Source organism: Nocardioides sp. Root140, assembly GCF_001426745.1.
In the GTDB taxonomy this organism is placed as follows: Bacteria; Actinomycetota; Actinomycetes; order Propionibacteriales; family Nocardioidaceae; genus Nocardioides.
On the sequence record NZ_LMFI01000001.1, the window covers coordinates 931,191 to 950,733 of the forward strand.

Consider the following 19,543-nt stretch of genomic DNA (forward strand, 5'->3'; position numbering starts at 1 on the left):
ACGTCGCGCGAGAGGCCAGTCAGCCGGAGAAGTCCTGGGCGGCCTTGCGGGCCATGTCGAGGAACGCCCGCCGTGAGGCGAGGTTCTCCTCGAGGTCCTTGACCAGCTTGTCGTTCCCGTCGGAGCGTGCCTTGTCGAGGTCGGCGGAGATCTCGTCGATCGCGGACTCGAGCTTGCCGATCATGTCGTCGGCGCGCGCCGACTTCTCGGGGTCGGACTTCTTCCACTGCTCGTCCTCGACGCCGCGGATCGCCGTCTCGACCTTGCGGATACGGGCCTCGAGCGGCTTGATCTTGTCGCGGGGCACCTTGCCCGCGGCGTCCCACTTGTCGGCGATGTCGCGGAAGGCGCGCTTGGCGGCCTCGACGTCGGTGACCGGCAGCAGGGCCTCGGCCTCGACGAGCAGGGCCTCCTTGACCTCGGCGTTGGCGGCGAACTCCATGTCGAGCTCGGCGTTGGCGGCGTCGCGGGCACCGAAGAAGGCGTCCTGGGCGCCGCGGAAGCGCTTCCAGAGCGCCTCGTCGACGTCGCGGGGCGCCGGGCCGGCGGCCTTCCAGTCACGCATCAGGTCGCGGAACCTGCCGGCGGTCGGGCCCCACTCGGTGGAGTCGGCCAAGGACTCGGCCTCGGTGGCGAGCTTCTCCTTGACCCCACGGGCGGCGTCACGCTTCTCGTGCTGCTCGGCGAAGTGGGACTTGCGGCGACGGGTGTACGCCGTACGCGCGGACGAGAAGCGGCGCCAGAGGCTGTCGTCGGTGGAGCGGTCGAGGCGGGGGAGTGCCTTCCACTCCTCCAGGAGGTCGCGGAGCCGGTTGGCGCCGTTGCGCCAGTCGTTGGACTCGGCGAGCTTCTCGGCCTCGGCGACGATGGCGTCCTTGCGTTCCTTCGACTCGGCCACCTTGGCCGCACGCTCGGCCTTGCGGGCCTCGCGCTGGGAGGCGATCACCGGGCCCAGGCTGTCGAGCCGGGCGGCGAGGGAGTCGAGGTCACCGACCGCATGTGCGTCGGCCACCTGGGCTCGCACCGTCTTCACCGAGCCCGCGGCCTCGTCGGGCGACATCGCACCCCCGCGCACCCGCTTCTCGAGGAGTTCGACCTCGAAGGCCAGTGCGTCGAACCGGTCGGTGAAGAACTTCAGGGCCTCCTCCGGTGTGCCCTCCGGGTACTGCCCGACGGACCTTTCACCCTCGGACGTACGGACGAATACGGTGCCGTCGTCGGCTACCCGACCCCATGGTGACTCCTGCTGCGCGCTCATGGTCGCCCATCGTAGTCAAAGCTCCGGGGGGCATCGGTAGGCTGACACCCACATTGCCACCGGATCGTGACTCCCGGACGGCTCCTCATCCCCAGCAACGAAGGAATCCTGACGTGTTCATTGCCGGCTTCCCCGCTGGCCAGCTGGCTGCGAACTGCTACTTCGTCGGTGCCGAGGCCGGAGGCGAGTGCGTGATCATCGACCCGGGCCAGGACTCCGCCGAGGGCGTCGACCGACTCGTCGAGGAGCACTCCCTCAAGCCCGCCGCTGTCCTGGTCACCCACGGTCACTTCGACCACATGTGGCAGGCGCAGGTCGTGGCCGACAAGTACGACGCCCCGCTGTGGATCGGCGCCGCGGACCGCCACCTGCTCAAGGACCCGATGGCGGCCATCTCGGGCCAGTCCGCGGCGATGCTGCGTGCCCAGTTCGGCATGAACGACCTGCCCGACTTCCGCGAGCCGGGCAAGGTCCACGAGGCGGTCGAGGGGTCGGTCATCGAGATCGAGGGACTCACCGTCGTGGTCGACCACGCTCCCGGCCACACCCCGGGCACCGTGCTCTACCGCATGGAGTACGCCGGTCCCGAGGACATCTCCCAGGTGATGTTCTCGGGCGACTTCCTCTTCCAAGGGTCGATCGGACGCACCGACCTCGTGGGCGGCGACCACTCCGAGATGCTCGAGAGCCTGCGCAGCAAGGTGTTGCCGCTCGCGGACAACATCGTGGTGCTGCCGGGCCACGGCGAGCAGACCTCCATCGGTCGCGAGCGCGCCACCAACCCCTTCCTCCTCGAGCTGCAGGACGACGCATGAGCCGCACCACTCCCAAGCCGATGAGCGGCTTCCCCGAGTTCCTCCCGGCGCAGCGCGAGGTCGAGCGCCAGGTCATCGACACCCTGTCGCGCACCTTCGAGCTGCACGGGTTCGCCAACGTCGAGACGCGGGCCGTCGAGCCGATGGACCAGCTGCTCCGCAAGGGCGACACCTCCAAGGAGGTCTACGTCCTGCGTCGGCTCAACGAGGAGTCCGACGAGGGACATGCCGGCATCGGCCTGCACTTCGACCTGACCGTGCCGTTCGCGCGCTACGTGCTCGAGAACGCCGGCAAGCTCGAGTTCCCCTTCCGTCGCTACCAGATCCAGAAGGTCTGGCGCGGGGAGCGTCCCCAGGACGGCCGCTTCCGCGAGTTCGTCCAGGCCGACATCGACGTCGTCGGACAGGGCGAGCTGCCGTTCCACCACGACGTCGAGGTGACCCGGGTGATGCTGCAGGCCCTCGGGCGGCTCGCCGACCCGGGCTCCATCGGCCTGCCCGGGTTCACGCTGCAGGTCAACAACCGCAAGCTGATCCAGGGTTTCTACCAGGGGCTCGGCATCACCGACGTCGACGAGGCCATGCGCCTCATCGACAAGCTCGACAAGATGCCGGCCGACGTGATCGGCAAGCTCCTGCGTGACGAGGCCGGCCTGACCGACGAACAGGCCGACCAGTGCCTGGCCCTGGCCGCGATCAGCTCTGACGACGACTCGTTCGTCGGGCAGGTGCGTGCTCTCGGCGTCAGCAACGACCTGCTCGACGAGGGGCTGGCCGAGCTGGCCGAGCTGGTCCGGGCCTGCGCCGGGGTGGCCACCGACCGCGTGCGCATCCGGGCCGAGCTCAAGATCGCCCGCGGTCTCGACTACTACACCGGCACCGTCTTCGAGACCCGTCTCGACGGCTACGAGAACCTCGGCTCGATCTGCTCCGGCGGGCGCTACGACTCGCTGGCCAGTGACGGGCGTACGACGTACCCGGGCGTCGGCATCTCCCTCGGCGTGAGCCGGGTGCTGGTGCCCCTGGTCAACAAGGGCCTCGTGGTCGCCGACCGCTCGGTGCCCAGCGTCGTCCTGGTCGCACTGCCCGACGAAGAGTCGCGCGCGGCGAGCGACGCGATCGCCGACCAGCTGCGCGCCAACGACGTCCCCTGCGAGGTCGCGGCCAGTCCGCAGAAGTTCGGCAAGCAGATCAGGTACGCCGAGCGCCGTGGCATCCCCTACGTCTGGTTCACCGACCGCGAGGGCGGCCACCAGGTCAAGGACATCCGGTCCGGCGACCAGGTGCCGGCGGACCCGTCGACCTGGGTCCCGCCGACAAACGATTTGAAGCCGACGATCGTCCACACCGACAATCAGTAGAGCAACACCCATCAACCACGCGTGGTTCGACGGTCGCAGAACGACCTCCTCGACCACCGGCCAATTTTCAGACAACCCGAGGAGCATCACCCGTGATCCGCACCCATGACGCCGGCGCACTGCGCGCCGAGCACGTCGGCCAGACCGTCACCCTCGCTGGTTGGGTGGCCCGGCGACGCGATCACGGGGGCGTGGCCTTCATCGACCTGCGTGAGGCCAGCGGCGTCGTCCAGGTGGTGATCCGCGACGAAGAGGTGGCGCACAGCCTGCGCAGCGAGTTCTGCCTCAAGGTGACCGGTGAGGTGGTGGCCCGCAAGGAGGGCAACCAGAACCCCAACCTCGCCACCGGCGAGATCGAGGTCGTGGTGAGTGACCTCGAGGTGCTCAGCGCCGCCGCACCCCTGCCGTTCCCGATCGACGACGCCGGCTCCAGCAAGGGCGGCGACGTGGGGGAGGAGGCGCGCCTCAAGCACCGCTACCTCGACCTGCGCCGCAGCGGCCCGGCGGCCGCGCTTCGCCTGCGCAGCAAGGTGAACAAGGCTGCCCGCGACGTCCTCGACAACCACGAGTTCGTCGAGATCGAGACCCCCACGCTGACCCGGTCGACGCCCGAGGGCGCCCGCGACTTCCTGGTGCCGGCCCGCCTCCGTCCGGGCAGCTGGTACGCCCTGCCGCAGAGCCCGCAGCTGTTCAAGCAGCTGCTGATGGTGGCCGGCATGGAGCGCTACTACCAGATCGCCCGCTGCTACCGCGACGAGGACTTCCGCGCCGACCGCCAGCCCGAGTTCACCCAGCTCGACATCGAGATGAGCTTCGTCGACCAGGACGACGTGATCGCCCTGATGGAAGACATCCTCGCCGCGATGTGGGGACTCATCGGCCAGGAGATCCCGCGACCCATCCCGCGCATGACCTACGCCGAGGCGATGGCGAAGTACGGCTCCGACAAGCCCGACCTGCGCATGGGCAACGAGCTGGTGGAGTGCACCGACTACTTCAAGGACACCCCGTTCCGGGTGTTCCAGGCCGACTACGTCGGCGCGGTGGTCATGCCCGGCGGCGCGAGCCAGCCCCGCAAGCAGCTCGACGCCTGGCAGGAGTGGGCCAAGCAGCGCGGCGCCAAGGGCCTTGCCTACCTCCTGATCAAGGAGGACGGCGAGATCACCGGCCCGGTGGCCAAGAACATCTCCGACGCCGAGCGCGAGGGCATCGCCGCCCACGTGGGCGCCAGTCCGGGGGACTGCGTCTTCTTCGCCGCCGGGGCGGCCAAGCCGAGCCGGGCACTGCTCGGCGCGGCGCGTCTCGAGATCGGCCGCCGGTGCGACCTGATCGACGAGGACGCCTTCGCGTTCACCTGGGTGATCGACGCCCCGCTGTTCGAGCCGAGCTCCGACGCCGTCGCCAGTGGTGACGTCGCGGTGGGGGCCGGCGCCTGGACGGCCGTGCACCACGCGTTCACCAGCCCCAAGGACGAGTTCCTCGACACCTTCGACACCGACCCCGGCCCGGCCCTGGCCTACGCCTACGACATCGTGTGCAACGGCAACGAGCTCGGTGGCGGCTCGATCCGAATCCACCGTGGTGACATCCAGAAGCGCGTCTTCAAGGTGATGGGCATCGACGAGGACGAGGCCCAGGAGAAGTTCGGCTTCCTGCTCGACGCGTTCAAGTACGGCGCACCGCCGCACGGCGGAATCGCTGTCGGCATGGACCGCATCGTGGCGCTCCTCGCGGGCACCGACTCGATCCGCGACGTCATCGCGTTCCCGAAGTCCGGCGGCGGTTTCGACCCGCTCACCGAGGCCCCGGCACCCATCACCGCGGAGCAGCGCAAGGAAGCCGGCGTGGACGCCAAGCCCGTGAAGGATGTCCCGGCCGACGCCTGATCGGCGTGAAGCCGTCCGGCCCACGGGCCGGACGGCAGCAGTGGTTCTCGAGACCAGATCGTTACCGCTCAGTGACCACCGTCACCCCCTGAGTCCCTTAAAGTTGCGGACGCGGTGCCACCCGGCGCCGCAGATCCCGACTGGGTGACAGGCGGTTTCGGTGTGAAGGGAACGGTATGACTCTGCCGGTGGCGGAACTCTCCACGGAGAACCCGATTGGCCCGGTGGGCGAAGGTGAACGCAAGAAGATCGCCGGACGTTCCCCCACACGCATTGCGATCGATCGACTGCGCAAGGACCCGATCGCCGTCGTCTGCTTCGCGTTCGTCCTGCTGTTCGTGATCATCGCGGTCTTCGCCGGCACGATCTGCGACCTGCTCGGTGTCTCGACCGAGACCGTGCGGGCCAGCACCCGCATCGACCTCGTCACGCTGATGCCGTTGAAGGGCCCGCCCAACCACGGCTTCGACCCGGAGCACCCCTTCGGCGTCGCTCCCGGTTCGGGCACCGACAACCTCGCCGTCTGGATCGAGGGTTGCCGCACGTCGATGTACCTCGCGTCCGTCTCGGCGATCCTCTCCACGATCATCGGCGTGACCCTGGGCCTGCTGGCCGGATTCCTCGGCGGCATCTTCGACACGGTCATCTCGTTCATGACCGACCTGTTCCTCTGCTTCCCCTTCCTCCTGGCCGCCCTCGCGGTCGCACCGATCATCAACGAGCGCTTCGCCACCGACACGGCGAAGCTCAAGTTCGTCAGCTTCTACGCGCTGGTGGCGATCCTGGTGTTCTTCGGCTGGATGGGCGTGGCCCGACTCGTGCGCGGCGAGGTGCTCTCCCTGCGCGAACGCGAGTTCGTCAAGGCGGCGCGCGTGATCGGTGTGCCCACGCACCGCATCCTCATCCGCGAGATGCTGCCGAACCTGATCGCCCCGATCGTGGTCTCGTTCTCCCTCGGACTGCCGGCGTACGTCTCCGCCGAAGCCGGGCTGTCGTTCCTCGGTATCGGCGTCTTCGGGCGCGAGTCGTGGGGCCGCTCGATCGCGGCAGCCACGAAGTACTGGGAGGAATACCCCCTGTTCCTGCTCGAACCCGTGATCGGGATCGCCGTCCTGGTGGTTGCCCTCAACCTCCTCGGTGACGCGATCCGTGACGCGTTCGACCCGAAGACACGACGCTGAGTCGTGAAGACGTCGGCCACGCCCAAGCGTGCCAACGAAACAAACAGAGAGAGGCTGGACAGATGAAGCGCAATAAGGCGTTGTTCGCCGGCGTGAGCGCGATGACCCTCGTGCTCGGGCTTGCCGCCTGTGGCGGCAGTGACGATGAAGGAGGCAACGATTCCTTCAACGAGGGAGGTACGGCGGCCGGTGGCAAGAACGCCTCGGCAGTCGGCCCCGCTCCTGCTCTCGAGGGCGCCAAGCCCGGTGGCGAGATGACCGTCCTCGCTCCGGACCCGGACGACGGCCCCACCAGCCTTGACCCTGCAGGCCTGTGGTCGGTGACCGACAACGGCATCGCCCAGGACCTCCTGTTCCGGTCGTTGACCACGTTCCGCCAGAACGGCAAGGGCGGCTACGAGCTCGTTCCCGACCTCGCCACCGACCTGGGCACGCCCAGCGAGGACTTCAAGACCTGGACGTTCACGCTCAAGGACGGCATCAAGTGGGAGAACGGCAAGCCCGTCACCGCTGAGGAGGTCGCCTTCGGCATCAAGCGCTCCTTCGACGGCGACACCTTCGCCACCGGCCCCGGCACGTCCTACTCCAAGCCCTTCTTCGAGGGTGGCGAGGACTACAACGGCCCCTACGCCAAGGGTGCCCCGGCTGACTTCCCGGGCGTCGAGGTCGACGGCAACAAGATCGTCCTGCACATGGCCAAGCCGTTCCCCGAGATGGACTTCTACTCCATCTTCCCGGCCATCGGTCCCGTCCCGCTCGACGCGCCGGCCGCCGACTACGGCCTCAAGCCGCTGTCCACCGGCCCGTACAAGATCGAGAAGTACACCCCCAACCAGGAGCTCGTCCTGGTCAAGAACGAGAACTGGGACGCCAAGACTGACCCGGCCCGTCGCCAGCTGCTCGACAAGTACACCTTCAAGTTCGGTGTCGACCCGACGGTCGCCGGCAAGACGGTGCTCAGCGACTCCGGCAAGAACACCGTCGTGACCGCACTCGAGTCGCCGACGTACAGCCAGGCACGCAAGGACGGCAAGGAAGCGCAGACCCCGATCGGTCCGCAGCCCTGCACCAGCTTCGTGATGCCGAACTACACGAAGGTCAAGGAGCTCGAGGTCCGTCAGGCCCTCGCCTACGCCTACGACTACGAGAACGTCTGGGCCGCCGGTGGCGAGATCCCGGGTGTCACCCGCGCCAACGGTGTCAGCAACCCCGACCTCGGCTTCAACCTGCTGCCCCCCGGCATGGTCGGTCGCAAGGTCTGGAACGGCCCCGAGGGCCAGCCGGCCATCACGTTCGACCCGGCCGAGTCGAAGAAGCTCCTCAAGGAAGCCGGCTACGAGCCCGGCCAGTACGAAGTCTCCTTCGTCTACGACGCCACCACCCCGCAGGGTGAGGCCGCCGCCGAGCAGCGCAAGAACGGCTACGAGGAGTCCGGCTTCAAGGTGAAGATGTACCCCTACACCGCCGGCAGCCTCTACGACGTCTGGACCAACCCGGACAGCAAGCTGTACAAGAAGATCAACCTGCTCGGTACGGCCTGGTGCCAGGACTGGCCGTCGTCGGCGACGTTCCTCCCGCCGATCGTCAAGACGGGTGCCGCCTACAACACGGGCGCGTTCTCGGAGAAGGCGATCGACGACCAGATGGACGCCATCAGCGCGATGCCCCAGGACGAGCAGGCAGCGGCATGGGGTGAGCTCGAGCAGAAGGTCATGAACGAGTACCAGCCCGTGATCAACACCGGCTTCTACAACACCATCTACGGCGTCGGAAGCAGCGTTGCTGGCTTCAACAACGACATCTCCGTCGGTGGAGCGCCGGACTACCGCACGATGTCCATCAAGTGAGTGCATTCGCACTGATCTGATCGTGCACTGAAAACGCACAACCCTCCGGGCCGGGCGAGGCACGCCTCGTCCGGCCCGGAGGCCGCGATCACTTCCTGAGAGGCCCCCGCATGTTCTCGTTCCTGGTCAAGCGTCTCCTGTCTGGAGCGATGATCGTGGTTCTTGTCTCGATGATGGTGTTCCTGCTGTTCTTCTACGGTCCGAAGAGCCCTGCCCTGGAGCTGTGCCGTCGCGACACCCACGGTCGATGTGGTGAGACCTCCCCACGGCTCGAGCAGTACGAAGAGCGGCTGGGCTACAACAACCCCGTCTACTCCGAGTACGGCAAGTGGGCCAAGGGACTCGTCCAGGACCGCACCATCTACATCGGTTCGACCGGCTACAAGTGCGAGGCGCCGTGCCTGGGCCTCTCCTACCGCGACCGGACCCTGGTCACCGACCAGCTCAAGGAGAGATTCCCGATCACCCTGAGCCTGGCCGTCGGGGCCTCCTTGCTCTATCTGATGATCGGCGTGCCCATCGGCGTGCTGGCCGCCAGACGAAGAGGCAGCTTCGCCGACAAGGCGCTGGTCTCTTCCACCCTCGTCTTCAGCTCCATCCCGTACTACCTGGTCGCGCTGCTGAGCATGCTGCTGCTGACCTTGAGTACGCACGTGTTCCCGACCGTCGCCTACCACCCGTTCCTCGACAACCCGTTCAAGTGGTTCTCAGGATTCCTGCTCGTGTGGCTGGTGATGGGCCTCTACGGCGCCACCGCCTACACCCGATATTCGCGCGGGTCGATGGTCGAAGTGCTCAACGAGGACTACGTCCGCACCGCGAAGGCCAAGGGGCTCAAGGACCGCGTCGTGGTCATCCGACATGCCCTGCGCTCCGCGCTGGTGCCGGTGGTGACCATCTTCGGCCTCGACGTGGCCTTCCTCCTGTCGGGCACCGTCTTCACCGAGCAGATCTTCGACCTCGACGGCATCGGCAAGTGGGGCCTCGAGGCGACCTACATCAAGGACCTTCCCGTCGTGCAGGCGACGGCACTGGTCCTCGCCGTGGCCGTGGTCATGGCCAACATCATCGTCGACATCGTCTATAGCGTGCTTGACCCGAGAGTGAGGCTTTCATGAGCGGCGACCCGTACCTGGAGGTGACCGACCTGAGTGTCCGGTTCCCGACCAGCGACGGACTCGTGCAGGCAGTCAACGGACTGACCTACAGCGTCGAACTGGGCAAGACCCTCGGCATCGTGGGGGAGTCGGGTTCGGGCAAGTCGGTCTCCAGCATGGCTGTGCTGGGCCTGCACGACCCCAAGGCCGCACGCATCGAGGGCTCGATCAAGGTCGGCGGCACCGAGGTGGTCGGCCTGGCCGAGGACAAGATGCGGAGCCTGCGTGGCAACAGCGTCGCGATGATCTTCCAGGACGCGCTGGCCGCACTGCACCCGTTCTACAAGATCGGCGCGCAGCTCGGTGAGGCCTACCAGGTGCACCACCCCAAGGCCAGCAAGAAGGAGGCCCGCAAGCGCTCGATCGAGATGCTCGAGCGCGTCGGCATCCCGCAGCCGGACCGTCGCGTCGACGACTACCCCCACCAGTTCTCCGGTGGCATGAGGCAGCGCGCCATGATCGCGATGGGCCTGATCAACGACCCCTCGCTGCTGATCGCGGACGAGCCCACCACGGCTCTCGACGTCACGGTGCAGGCGCAGATCCTCGACCTGCTCCAGGACCTCCAGAGGGAGTTCAACTCCGCGATCGTGATCATCACCCACGACCTCGGTGTCGTCGCCGAGATGGCCGACGACGTGCTCGTGATGTACGGCGGCCGCTGTGTCGAGTACGGCGCGTGCAAGGAGATCCTGACCCACCCGGAGATGCCCTACACGTGGGGCCTGCTCTCCAGCGTCCCTGACGTGACCGGTGACCCCAACGCCCGCATGATCCCGATCCCCGGCAACCCGCCGAGCCTGCTCGACCCGCCGCCCGGATGCGCGTTCCACCCGCGTTGCGTGCACAGCTCCAAGGTGCCCGGTGACCTGTGCGCGACGACCCTGCCCGAGCTGACCGTGGGTGCCCGCCAGGGTCACCTGAAGCGGTGCCACCTGGTCGACTCGGAGACCATCTACGCCACCGAGGTCCTTCCCGAAGTGGCCCCCGACCTCGCCATCCACCTCGCTGAGGAGAACCGATGACGCCCGAGCTGCCGGCCGACGACCTCACGCAAAGCCCGGCGGGCACCGTGTCCTTCGAGAGCATCGTCGGACACGCCCACGCGGCCGCCACGCTCGACCCGACCGCCGAGCCTGTGCTGACGATGGACAACGTGCGGATGTACTTCCCGATCCGCAGCTCGCTGATGCGGCGCACGGTCGGGCACGTGCAGGCCGTCGACGGTGTGTCGTTCCAGGTGCCCAAGGGCGGATCCCTCGGCCTGGTGGGTGAGTCGGGCTGCGGCAAGTCGACGACCGGCCAGCTGATCACCCGGCTCTACAAGCCGACCGGTGGCACGATGATGTTCGAGGGCCACGACCTGGCGCAGATGTCCAACCGGCAGATGAAGCCGCTGCGCAAGGACATCCAGATGATCTTCCAGGACCCCTACACGTCGCTGAACCCGCGGCACACGGTCGGCTCGATCATCGGCTCACCGCTCGCGGTGCACAACGTGGTGCCGAAGAAGAAGATCCTCTCCCGGGTCCAGGAGCTCCTCGAGGTCGTGGGCCTCAACCCCGAGCACTACAACCGCTACCCCAACGAGTTCTCCGGTGGCCAGCGCCAGCGTGTCGGCATCGCCCGGGCGCTGGCCCTGCAGCCGAAGCTGATGGTGGCCGACGAGCCGGTCTCCGCGCTCGACGTGTCGATCCAGGCACAGGTGATCAACCTCCTGCAGGACCTGCAGAAGGAATTCGACATCGCGTTCCTGTTCATCGCCCACGACCTGGCCGTCGTACGCCACTTCTGTCCCGAGGTGGCGGTGATGTACCTCGGCAAGATCGTGGAGATCGCCGACCGTGACACGCTCTACTCGCGCTCGCACCACCCCTACACGCAGGCCCTGCTCTCCGCCGTGCCCGACGTGAAGCAGGCGGCCATCGGTGGTCGCCGCGAGCGCATCATGCTCGAGGGTGACGTGCCCAGCCCGATCAACCCGCCCTCGGGTTGCCGGTTCCGCACCCGCTGCCCGTTGGCCCGTGAGATCTGCGCGAAGGTCGAGCCGCCGATGCTGCAGGTCGGTCCGCGGCACAAGGTGGCCTGCCACTTCGCCGGCGAGCTGGGCAACCACCCGCACGACCCGGTGACCGCGCGCATGCTCGGCGTCGACAACGAAGGCAGCCCCGACCCCGGTGCCAGTCCCTCCGACATCGGCAACGAGCCCGGCTTCTCCGACGTGTGGTTCGACCTCAAGGAACGCCGCACCGTCAAGCCGTGACCCCGCGAACGTAGGGTGGCGGGTGTGGATGGTCTGTTCGAGGTCGATGCTCCCGCCGGTACGCCGGCCAGGGCCGGCGCAGGTGCACAGGGCAAGGGATCGCTGACCGGCAACACGCACGCGTCAGCGCCCCTTGCCGTGCGCATGCGCCCGCGCACGCTCGACGAGCTGGTCGGGCAGCAGCAGCTGCGGGCCGAGGGTTCGCCGCTGCGGCAGCTGATCGAGGGTGACCGGTCGATGTCCCTGCTGCTGTGGGGACCGCCCGGCACCGGCAAGACGACGATCGCCTCGATCCTCTCCCAGCAGACCGACCGGCAGTTCGTGGAGGTCTCGGCGGTGGCCGCCGGCGTCAAGGAGGTGCGGGCGGCCATCGACATGGCCCGCTCCGACCTCGTGCGCAGCGGCCGCGAGACCGTCCTCTTCGTCGACGAGGTTCACCGTTTCACCAAGGCCCAGCAGGACGCCCTGCTCCCGGGCGTCGAGAACCGTTGGGTGACCCTGGTCGCCGCGACCACCGAGAACCCCTTCTTCTCGGTGATCTCGCCGCTGCTCTCCCGTTCGCTCCTGCTGCGGCTCGAGTCGTTGACCGACGACGACGTGCGCGAGGTCATGCGGCAGGCCCTGGTCGACGAGCGTGGACTCGCGGGTGAGGTCACGGTCGACGACGACGCCCTGGAGCACCTGGTCCGGTTGGCCGGGGGAGACGCCCGCCGTTCCCTGACCTACCTCGAGGCCGCGGCCGGAGCCGCCGAGGCGAAGGGCTCGACGACGGTCGACCTGGCCGCCGCGGAGACCGCGGTCGACCAGGCCGCGGTCCGCTACGACCGGCAGGGCGACCAGCACTACGACGTCATCTCGGCGTTCATCAAGTCGATCCGTGGCTCCGACGCGGACGCCGCACTGCACTACCTGGCCCGCATGATGGAGGCCGGCGAGGACCCGCGGTTCATCGCCCGCAGGTTGGTGATCCTGGCCAGCGAGGACATCGGCCTCGCCGATCCGACGGCGTTGACCACCGCCGTGGCGGCCGCCCAGGCGGTGCAGCTGATCGGCATGCCCGAGGCGCGCCTCAACCTCGCCCAGGCGGTGATCGCCCTGGCCGTCGCGCCGAAGTCGAACGCGGTGATCAAGGCGATCGACGCGGCCAGTGCCGACGTACGCGCGGGCAAGATCGGCCAGGTGCCACCGCACCTGCGCGACGGCCACTACGCCGGCTCCGAGAAGATCGGCCATGGCCGCGGCGCCCCACAGCCGTACAAGTACTCCCACGACGAGCCGTTCGGGATCGCCGAGCAGCAGTACGCGCCCGACGAGATCGGCGACGCGGCCTATTACCGACCCACCAGCCTGGGTGCCGAAGCGACGATCAAGGAGCGCTGGGAACGTGTGCGCAAGCTGATCCGTGGTGCGCGATAGGGTCGGGCACCATGACCAGTGCCGACCTCCTTCTGCCCGTCGTGCTGGGCGCGGTCGTGCTCGTGCTGCTGGCCTGCCTGGCGCTGGCCGTCCTCGCCTTGCGCCGCGAGCGGGTCGGCGCCCGCGCCGAGCTCGAGGCCACACGAGCCGAGGCCGCCCAGTTGCGTGAGCGCGTCGACGCGCTGGCCCGTTCGGTGCAGCCCCGTCACGCCCCCGACGAGTTCGTGATCACCGCCCTCGGCGACCCCACAGCCTCTGACGAACCCGCTCCCGAACCCCAGCGCATCGAGGGCCGGCTCTTCGCCGACCTCGTCCTGCGCGAGTCGGTGGTCAAGGCGGCCGCACTCACCCATGGCGTACGCCGCGCCCTGGCCCCCGAGTCCCGCAACCGGATCCGCTTCCAGATGAAGCAGGAGATCAAGCGCTCCCGCAAGCAGCGCCGCATCGACATCCGCGACGTACGCCGGGAGATGGCGGCCCGGCAACGCTCGCAAGAAGGCGCAGCATGACCAGGAGGCTCGGATGAGCCGCACGCTGTGGTTCGCGGCCGGTGCCGGGGCGACGGTCTACGCGATGAACCGGGCCCGCCGACTGCGCGAGTCCTTCACCGTCGACGGCCTGCGCGACCGGGCCAGCAGCCTCGCGGTGGGTGTCCGCATGTTCCGCGACGAGGTGGCGCAGGGGCGTCACGACAAGGAAACCGAGTTGCGCGAGCGACTCGGACTGGTCCCTGATGGAACCCCGGCCCTCGGCGCCGGGCCCAGCGCGGCCACCGAACCACCTAGCCTCACTCACCACGAACGCTCGGGCACGAACCAGGAAGGCACGAACTGATGGACACCGCGGAGATCCGACGGCGGTTCTTGACCCACTTCGAGAACGCCGGGCACACGGCCGTGCCGTCGGCCTCGCTCCTGGCCGACGACCCGAACCTGCTCTTCGTCCCCGCAGGCATGGTGCCGTTCAAGCCCTACTTCCTGGGCCAGGAGACGCCGCCGTACGCGACGGCCACCAGCGTGCAGAAGTGCGTGCGCACGCCCGACATCGAAGACGTCGGCAAGACCACCCGCCACGGCACGTTCTTCGAGATGTGCGGCAACTTCTCGTTCGGCGACTACTTCAAGGAGCGGGCCATCGAGCTCGCCTGGGAGCTGGTCACCAAGCCGCAGTCCGAGGGCGGCTGGGGCTTCCCCGAGGACAAGCTCTACCCGAGCGTGTACGTCGACGACGCCGAGGCGGTCGCGCTCTGGAAGAAGATCACCGGCCTGCCCGACGACCGCATCGCGCGGCTCGGCAAGTCCGAGAACTACTGGTCGATGGGCGTGCCCGGCCCCGGTGGCCCGTGCTCGGAGATCCTGATCGACCGCGGTCCGGCGTACGGCGCGGACGGCGACTTCTCCGCCGAGGACCGCTACCTCGAGTTCTGGAACCTGGTCTTCATGCAGGACGAGCTGAGCGCGGTCCGCAGCAAGGAGGACTTCGACATCGCCGGCCCGCTGCCGAAGAAGAACATCGACACCGGCATGGGCCTCGAGCGGGTCGCGTTCATGACCCAGGGCGTCGAGAACATGTACGAGATCGACGTGATGTTCCCGGTCATCGAGCGGGCGATGGAGCTGACCGGCAAGAAGTACGGCGCCAACCACGAGGACGACGTCCGCTTCCGGGTGGTCGCCGACCACGTGCGCAGCTCGATGATGCTGATCGGTGACGGCGTGACGCCCGGCAACGAGGCCCGCGGCTACGTGCTGCGTCGCCTGCTGCGTCGCGCGGTCCGCTCGGTGCGCCTGCTCGGCTACGAGGACCCGGCGCTGCCCGAGCTGATGCCGATCAGCCGCGACAAGATGGGCGAGACCTACACCGAGCTGATCTCCGACTGGGAGCGCATCTCGCGGGTCGCGTACGCCGAGGAGGAGGCGTTCCGCAAGACGCTCCAGTCCGGCACGCAGATCTTCGACCTGGCCGCGACCGACGTGAAGAAGTCCGGCGGCTCGAAGCTGTCGGGTGACCAGGCGTTCGCGCTGCACGACACCTACGGCTTCCCGATCGACCTCACCCTCGAGATGGCGTCCGAAGCCGGGCTCACCGTCGACCACGACGGGTTCCGCAAGCTGATGACCGAGCAGCGCGAGCGGGCCAAGGCCGACGCGCGCTCCAAGAAGGGGCAGCACGCCGACACCGGGGTCTACCGCGGCATCCTCGACGCCAACGGTCCGACCGAGTGGCTGGCCTACGAGACCCTCGAGACCGAGTCGTCCGCTCTGGCCGTGCTCCGGGAAGGACAGCCCGTCCCCGCACTGGGCAACGGCGAGATCGGCGAGATCGTGCTCGACCGCACGCCGTTCTACGCCGAGTCCGGTGGCCAGGCCGCCGACGCCGGCATCATCGAGTTCGACGGTGGACGGCTCGAGGTCGTCGACGTCCAGCGTCCCGTGCGTGGACTGGTGGTGCACCAAGTGCGGGTCATCGACGGTGAGTTCCACCCCGGCTCGCAGCTGCATGCGCAGGTCGACCCCGACTGGCGGCTCGGTGCCCGGCAGGCGCACTCGGGCACCCACGTGGTGCACGCGGCGCTGCGTGAGGTGCTCGGCCCCACGGCGCTGCAGTCCGGTTCCTACAACCGGCCCGGATACCTGCGCCTCGACTTCGGCTGGACGCAGGCCCTGACTCCCGAGCAGTACGCCGACCTCGAGCAGGTCGCGAACAACGCGTTGCGTGCCGACCTCGCCGTCGGCTGGGACTACATGACCCTGCCGGAGGCCAAGGACTGGGGCGCCATCGCGCTCTTCGGCGAGACCTACGACAACACCAAGGTGCGGGTCGTCGAGATCGGCGGCCCCTGGTCGCGCGAGCTCTGCGGTGGCACGCACGTCGACCACTCGTCGCAGATCGGCACGATCGTGCTGACCGGTGAGGCATCGGTCGGCTCCGGCAACCGGCGCATCGAGGCGCTGACCGGCGTCGAGGGCTTCGCCTACCTCGCGCGCGAGCGCGACGTGGTGGCGCAGCTGACCGGGCTGCTCAAGACCCAGCCCGACGACCTGGTCGGGCGCGTCGGAGACCTCGTCGAGCGCCTGCGCACCGCGGAGAAGGAGATCGAGAAGGTCCGGGTCGGCCAGCTGCTGGCTGCCGCGGGAGAGCTCGCCGCCGGGGCCACGGTCGTCGACGGCGTGCACCTCGTGGCGCACCGCGCCGACGGTGCCGGCGGTGGCGACGTACGCACCCTGGCGCTCGACATCCGCGGCCGCCTGCCGCAGGGCCAGCCCGGTGCGGTGGTGGTCATCGGCGCCGCCGAGGGAAAGGTGGCCGCGGTCGCTGCCGTCAACGACGAGGGCCGCGCGCGGGGGCTGAGCGCCAACGCGCTGATCCGTGCGGTCGGTCCGTTGCTCGGTGGCAAGGGCGGTGGCAAGGACGATGTCGCGCAGGGCGGCGGCACGGACGCCACCCGGATCGACGAGGCACTTGCCCTCGTCGAGTCCGAGGTGCACCGGGCCGTCGGTCAGGCGTGATGCGCCACGGCGTACGCCTCGGCCTCGACCCCGGAGACGCCCGCATCGGCGTGGCCCGCAGCGACCCGAGCGGATTCCTGGCGACACCCGTCGAGACGGTGCAGCGTGGCGAGGGCGACCTCGCGCGGTTGCGCCAGATCATCGACGAGGAGAACGCGTTCGAGGTCATCGTCGGCCTGCCCCGTTCGCTCTCGGGTGCCGAGGGGCCGGCCGCGGTCAAGGCACGGGAATTCGCCGGCCACCTGGCGCGGCTGGTTGCCCCGATGCCGGTGAGGCTCTTTGATGAACGCTTGACGACCGTCACCGCGGAGTCGATGCTTCGGGAACGCGGGAAGAAGGGCGCCAAGAGAAGAGCGGTGGTCGACCAGGCCGCCGCAGTCGTGATCCTCCAGCATGCGCTGGACGCGGAGCGTGCTCGGGGGAGCGCGCCGGGAGAAGTGGTCACGGTGCCACCGACAGAGGGGTTGGACCAGCAGTGACCGAGCAGCATGGCGAGCACGAACCTTCCCACGAGGGGATCGACCAGCTCGGGCTGCGGCACGACCCCGACGACGAGGCCGCGCATGACGAGGAGCCCGTACGCCGGGCGCCGGTCTCGCGGCGCGGCAAGCGGCGGCGTGGCCCGTTCGGCTGTCTCGTCGCGCTCGTGGTGGTCGGCCTGATCGCCGCGGGCCTGGCCCTGCTCGGCGTGAAGGGCATCGACTGGGTCAAGGACCAGTTCGGCGAGGGTGAGGACTACTCGGGCCCGGGCGCCGGGGAGGTCTCGATCATCGTCGAGAGCGGAGACACCGCGACCGACATCGGGCGCACCCTCAAGGACGCCGACGTGGTCGCCTCCGTCGAGGCCTTCACGAAGGCCGCCAGCGCACGCGCCGACGAGGCGGCTCGCATCCAGCCCGGTTCCTACACGCTGAAGAAGAAGATGAAGGCGTCCGACGCCCTCACCGTCCTGATCGACCCGAAGAACCGGGTCCAGAACCGGGTGACGATCCCCGAGGGGCTACGCGTCGTCGACATCGTCGCGTTGCTGAGCAAGAACACGGACTTCAACAAGAGGCAGTTCAACCGGGCGCTGGCCAAGCCCGCGGCGCTCGGGCTGCCGGCGTACGCCAAGGGCAACCCGGAGGGCTACCTCTTCCCGGCCACCTACGAGTTCGGCCCGAAGGCGAAGCCGGTCGAGATGCTGCGCGCCATGGTCGACCGCTGGCGACAGGCCGCGGACGACGCCGGCCTCGAGGAGTCGGCCCAGGCCCTGGGCTACACGCCGCACGAGATCATGACGGTCGCCGCGCTGGTCGAGGCCGAGGGGCGTGGCAAGGACATGCCGAAGATTGCCCGGGTCATCTACAACCGTCTCGAGAACCCCGGCACCGCGGGCACCATCGGGCGGCTCGAGATCGATGCCACGGTCAACTACGCACTCGGGCGCAACCTGGGTGTCGGAATCACCACCGAGGACATCGACTCGGTCGCCGGCTCGCCGTACAACACGCGGCGCCAGACGGGTCTGCCGCCGGGGCCGATCGAGGCTCCGGGTGACGACGCGATCCGCGCGGCGCTCGAGCCGGCCGAGGGCGACTGGTACTACTACGTGACGGTCGACCTCAAGACCGGCGAGACGAAGTTCGCGTCGACGTACGACGAGTTCCTGCGCTACAAGGCGGAGTTCCGCGAATACTGCACGACCTCGGACGCCTGTTGATGGGACCGCGTTGTGGGGTCCTCGGGGACCCGATCGCGCACTCGCTCTCGCCGGTGCTGCACCGGGCGGGCTACGCCGCGTGCGGCCTCGACGACTGGTCCTACGACGCCCATCGGGTCGACGAGTCCTCGTTGCCGGAGTTCCTCGCGGGGCTTGACCATTCGTGGCGTGGGCTGTCGCTGACCATGCCGCTCAAGCGCGCGGTGCTGCCACTGGCCGACGAGGTCAGTGACCGGGTGCGGGTGGCGCACGCAGCCAACACACTGGTGTTCCGCGACGGGCGGGCGTCTGCGCACAACACCGACATCCCCGGGGCGATCGCCGCACTCCGCGAGCAGTACGCCGGAGCGGTGTCGCGCGCGACGATCCTGGGCGGGGGAGCCACGGCCACCTCGCTGGGCATGGCGCTGGTCGAGCTGGGTGCCACCCACATCGATGTGCTGGTGCGCTCCGCGGACCGTGCCGCCGAGACCCTCGAGGTGCTGAGCTCGCTGCCCTCGTCCCCGCAGGTGGAGGTGGGGGACCTCGCCACCGCGGCAGTCACGGGTGACGTGGTCGCCTCGACCATCCCGGCCGGGGCCCAGACCGTCGACCTGGTGCGCCGTTGCGGCGACGTACCCGTCGTCTTCGAGGCGTTGTACGACCCGTGGCCGACGCCGCTGGCCAGCGCGGCCGCCGACCGGCCGCTGGTCGGCGGGCTCGACCTGCTCGTGCACCAGGCAGCCCTGCAGTTCGAGATGTTCACCGGGCAGTCGGTGGCGGTCGAGGTCATGCGCACGGCAGGGCTCGCGGCACTGGAGCAGTCAGACCAGATCGGGTTGCCAGAGGAAGCCGTCGAGCCGTGACCGACCGACCTGAGATCGTCTGCATCTGCGGCTCCACCCGGTTCGCGGACGAGATGCGTGCGGCAAACCGTGACCTGACCTTCGCCGGTGTCATCGTCGTCGCGCCAGGTGAGGCTGACGAGTTGGTCACCCCCGAGCAGAAGACCGCGCTGGATGCCCTTCACCTGCGCAAGATCGACCTGGCTGACCGGGTTCTGGTCGTCAACCCGGGCGGGTATGTCGGCGAGTCCACGAGCAGGGAGATCGCCCATGCCCGGGCCACCGGCAAGCCGATCTCGTTCACCGATCCGGTCTGACCACTGC

General features: G+C 68.7%; 17 protein-coding genes. 16 read left to right on the forward strand and 1 reads right to left on the reverse strand.

What is annotated here, in order from left to right; genetic code table 11:
- Positions 1-19 precede the first annotated feature (19 nt).
- Positions 20-1,258, reverse strand: coding sequence for a DUF349 domain-containing protein (locus tag ASD30_RS04525; protein ID WP_056677435.1), 1,239 nt, complete (start codon positions 1,256-1,258; stop codon positions 20-22).
- Between the two features lie 113 nt (positions 1,259-1,371).
- On the opposite strand from ASD30_RS04525, the gene ASD30_RS04530 reads away from it, so the two are divergent.
- The 16 genes from ASD30_RS04530 (at position 1,372) to ASD30_RS04605 (ending at position 19,536) form a co-directional block, all read left to right on the forward strand.
- Positions 1,372-2,073 (forward strand): MBL fold metallo-hydrolase, encoded by a 702-nt coding sequence (locus ASD30_RS04530; protein WP_056677440.1) that lies wholly within the window; start codon positions 1,372-1,374, stop codon positions 2,071-2,073.
- The gene (gene hisS, locus ASD30_RS04535) at positions 2,070-3,434 is read left to right on the forward strand and encodes a histidine--tRNA ligase (protein WP_056677443.1); all 1,365 of its coding nucleotides are present in this window, start codon (positions 2,070-2,072) and stop codon (positions 3,432-3,434) included. Before ASD30_RS04530 ends, hisS begins: the two co-directional genes overlap by 4 nt.
- A 92-nt stretch (positions 3,435-3,526) precedes the next feature.
- Entirely contained in the window at positions 3,527-5,320 is a 1,794-nt protein-coding gene (aspS, locus tag ASD30_RS04540) for an aspartate--tRNA ligase (protein WP_056677445.1), read from the forward strand.
- Positions 5,321-5,496: 176 nt separating this feature from the next.
- A complete protein-coding gene (locus tag ASD30_RS04545) occupies positions 5,497-6,501 on the forward strand; it encodes an ABC transporter permease (protein ID WP_056677447.1) in 1,005 nt (334 codons plus the stop codon).
- Between the two features lie 62 nt (positions 6,502-6,563).
- Complete coding sequence (locus tag ASD30_RS04550) at positions 6,564-8,348, forward strand: ABC transporter substrate-binding protein (protein WP_082563548.1); 1,785 nt, start codon at positions 6,564-6,566, stop codon at positions 8,346-8,348.
- Positions 8,349-8,458: 110 nt separating this feature from the next.
- Positions 8,459-9,466, forward strand: a complete 1,008-nt coding sequence (locus tag ASD30_RS04555; protein WP_056677452.1) for an ABC transporter permease — start codon at positions 8,459-8,461, stop codon at positions 9,464-9,466.
- Complete coding sequence (locus ASD30_RS04560; protein WP_056677454.1) at positions 9,463-10,530, forward strand: ABC transporter ATP-binding protein; 1,068 nt, start codon at positions 9,463-9,465, stop codon at positions 10,528-10,530. The genes ASD30_RS04555 and ASD30_RS04560 overlap by 4 nt, the downstream gene beginning before the upstream one ends.
- Positions 10,527-11,768, forward strand: a complete 1,242-nt coding sequence (locus ASD30_RS04565; protein WP_082563549.1) for an ABC transporter ATP-binding protein — start codon at positions 10,527-10,529, stop codon at positions 11,766-11,768. The genes ASD30_RS04560 and ASD30_RS04565 overlap by 4 nt, the downstream gene beginning before the upstream one ends.
- A gap of 24 nt (positions 11,769-11,792) precedes the next feature.
- A complete protein-coding gene (locus tag ASD30_RS04570; RefSeq protein ID WP_056677458.1) occupies positions 11,793-13,184 on the forward strand; it encodes a replication-associated recombination protein A in 1,392 nt (463 codons plus the stop codon).
- Positions 13,185-13,195: 11 nt separating this feature from the next.
- The gene (locus ASD30_RS04575; RefSeq protein WP_056677461.1) at positions 13,196-13,693 is read left to right on the forward strand and encodes a hypothetical protein; all 498 of its coding nucleotides are present in this window, start codon (positions 13,196-13,198) and stop codon (positions 13,691-13,693) included.
- 13 nt (positions 13,694-13,706) lie between these two features.
- Positions 13,707-14,018 carry a DUF6167 family protein gene (locus ASD30_RS04580; protein WP_056677464.1) on the forward strand — a complete coding sequence of 104 codons (312 nt, stop codon included), beginning with the start codon at positions 13,707-13,709 and terminating at the stop codon, positions 14,016-14,018.
- Positions 14,018-16,693 (forward strand): alanine--tRNA ligase, encoded by a 2,676-nt coding sequence (alaS, locus tag ASD30_RS04585; RefSeq protein WP_056677467.1) that lies wholly within the window; start codon positions 14,018-14,020, stop codon positions 16,691-16,693. The genes ASD30_RS04580 and alaS overlap by 1 nt, the downstream gene beginning before the upstream one ends.
- Positions 16,693-17,172: a Holliday junction resolvase RuvX gene (gene ruvX / locus ASD30_RS04590; RefSeq protein ID WP_056677470.1), complete on the forward strand. Its 480-nt coding sequence runs from the start codon at positions 16,693-16,695 to the stop codon at positions 17,170-17,172. The genes alaS and ruvX overlap by 1 nt, the downstream gene beginning before the upstream one ends.
- On the forward strand, positions 17,169-18,395 hold the full coding sequence (mltG, locus tag ASD30_RS04595) for an endolytic transglycosylase MltG (protein ID WP_235532496.1): 1,227 nt from the start codon (positions 17,169-17,171) through the stop codon (positions 18,393-18,395). Before ruvX ends, mltG begins: the two co-directional genes overlap by 4 nt.
- The gene (locus ASD30_RS04600; RefSeq protein WP_056677473.1) at positions 18,395-19,240 is read left to right on the forward strand and encodes a shikimate dehydrogenase; all 846 of its coding nucleotides are present in this window, start codon (positions 18,395-18,397) and stop codon (positions 19,238-19,240) included. Before mltG ends, ASD30_RS04600 begins: the two co-directional genes overlap by 1 nt.
- Positions 19,237-19,536 (forward strand): hypothetical protein, encoded by a 300-nt coding sequence (locus tag ASD30_RS04605; RefSeq protein ID WP_056677475.1) that lies wholly within the window; start codon positions 19,237-19,239, stop codon positions 19,534-19,536. Before ASD30_RS04600 ends, ASD30_RS04605 begins: the two co-directional genes overlap by 4 nt.
- Positions 19,537-19,543: the final 7 nt, after the last annotated feature.

Coding starts and splice junctions, on each gene's coding strand:
- ASD30_RS04575 (WP_056677461.1), top strand. CDS start 13,196: ATGACCAGTGCCGACCTCCTTCTGCCCGTCGTGCTGGGCGCGGTCGTG.
- hisS (WP_056677443.1), top strand. CDS start 2,070: ATGAGCCGCACCACTCCCAAGCCGATGAGCGGCTTCCCCGAGTTCCTC.
- ruvX (WP_056677470.1), top strand. CDS start 16,693: ATGCGCCACGGCGTACGCCTCGGCCTCGACCCCGGAGACGCCCGCATC.
- alaS (WP_056677467.1), top strand. CDS start 14,018: ATGGACACCGCGGAGATCCGACGGCGGTTCTTGACCCACTTCGAGAAC.
- ASD30_RS04600 (WP_056677473.1), top strand. CDS start 18,395: ATGGGACCGCGTTGTGGGGTCCTCGGGGACCCGATCGCGCACTCGCTC.
- ASD30_RS04525 (WP_056677435.1), bottom strand. CDS start 1,258: ATGAGCGCGCAGCAGGAGTCACCATGGGGTCGGGTAGCCGACGACGGC.
- ASD30_RS04555 (WP_056677452.1), top strand. CDS start 8,459: ATGTTCTCGTTCCTGGTCAAGCGTCTCCTGTCTGGAGCGATGATCGTG.
- ASD30_RS04545 (WP_056677447.1), top strand. CDS start 5,497: ATGACTCTGCCGGTGGCGGAACTCTCCACGGAGAACCCGATTGGCCCG.
- ASD30_RS04565 (WP_082563549.1), top strand. CDS start 10,527: ATGACGCCCGAGCTGCCGGCCGACGACCTCACGCAAAGCCCGGCGGGC.
- ASD30_RS04580 (WP_056677464.1), top strand. CDS start 13,707: ATGAGCCGCACGCTGTGGTTCGCGGCCGGTGCCGGGGCGACGGTCTAC.
- ASD30_RS04550 (WP_082563548.1), top strand. CDS start 6,564: ATGAAGCGCAATAAGGCGTTGTTCGCCGGCGTGAGCGCGATGACCCTC.
- ASD30_RS04560 (WP_056677454.1), top strand. CDS start 9,463: ATGAGCGGCGACCCGTACCTGGAGGTGACCGACCTGAGTGTCCGGTTC.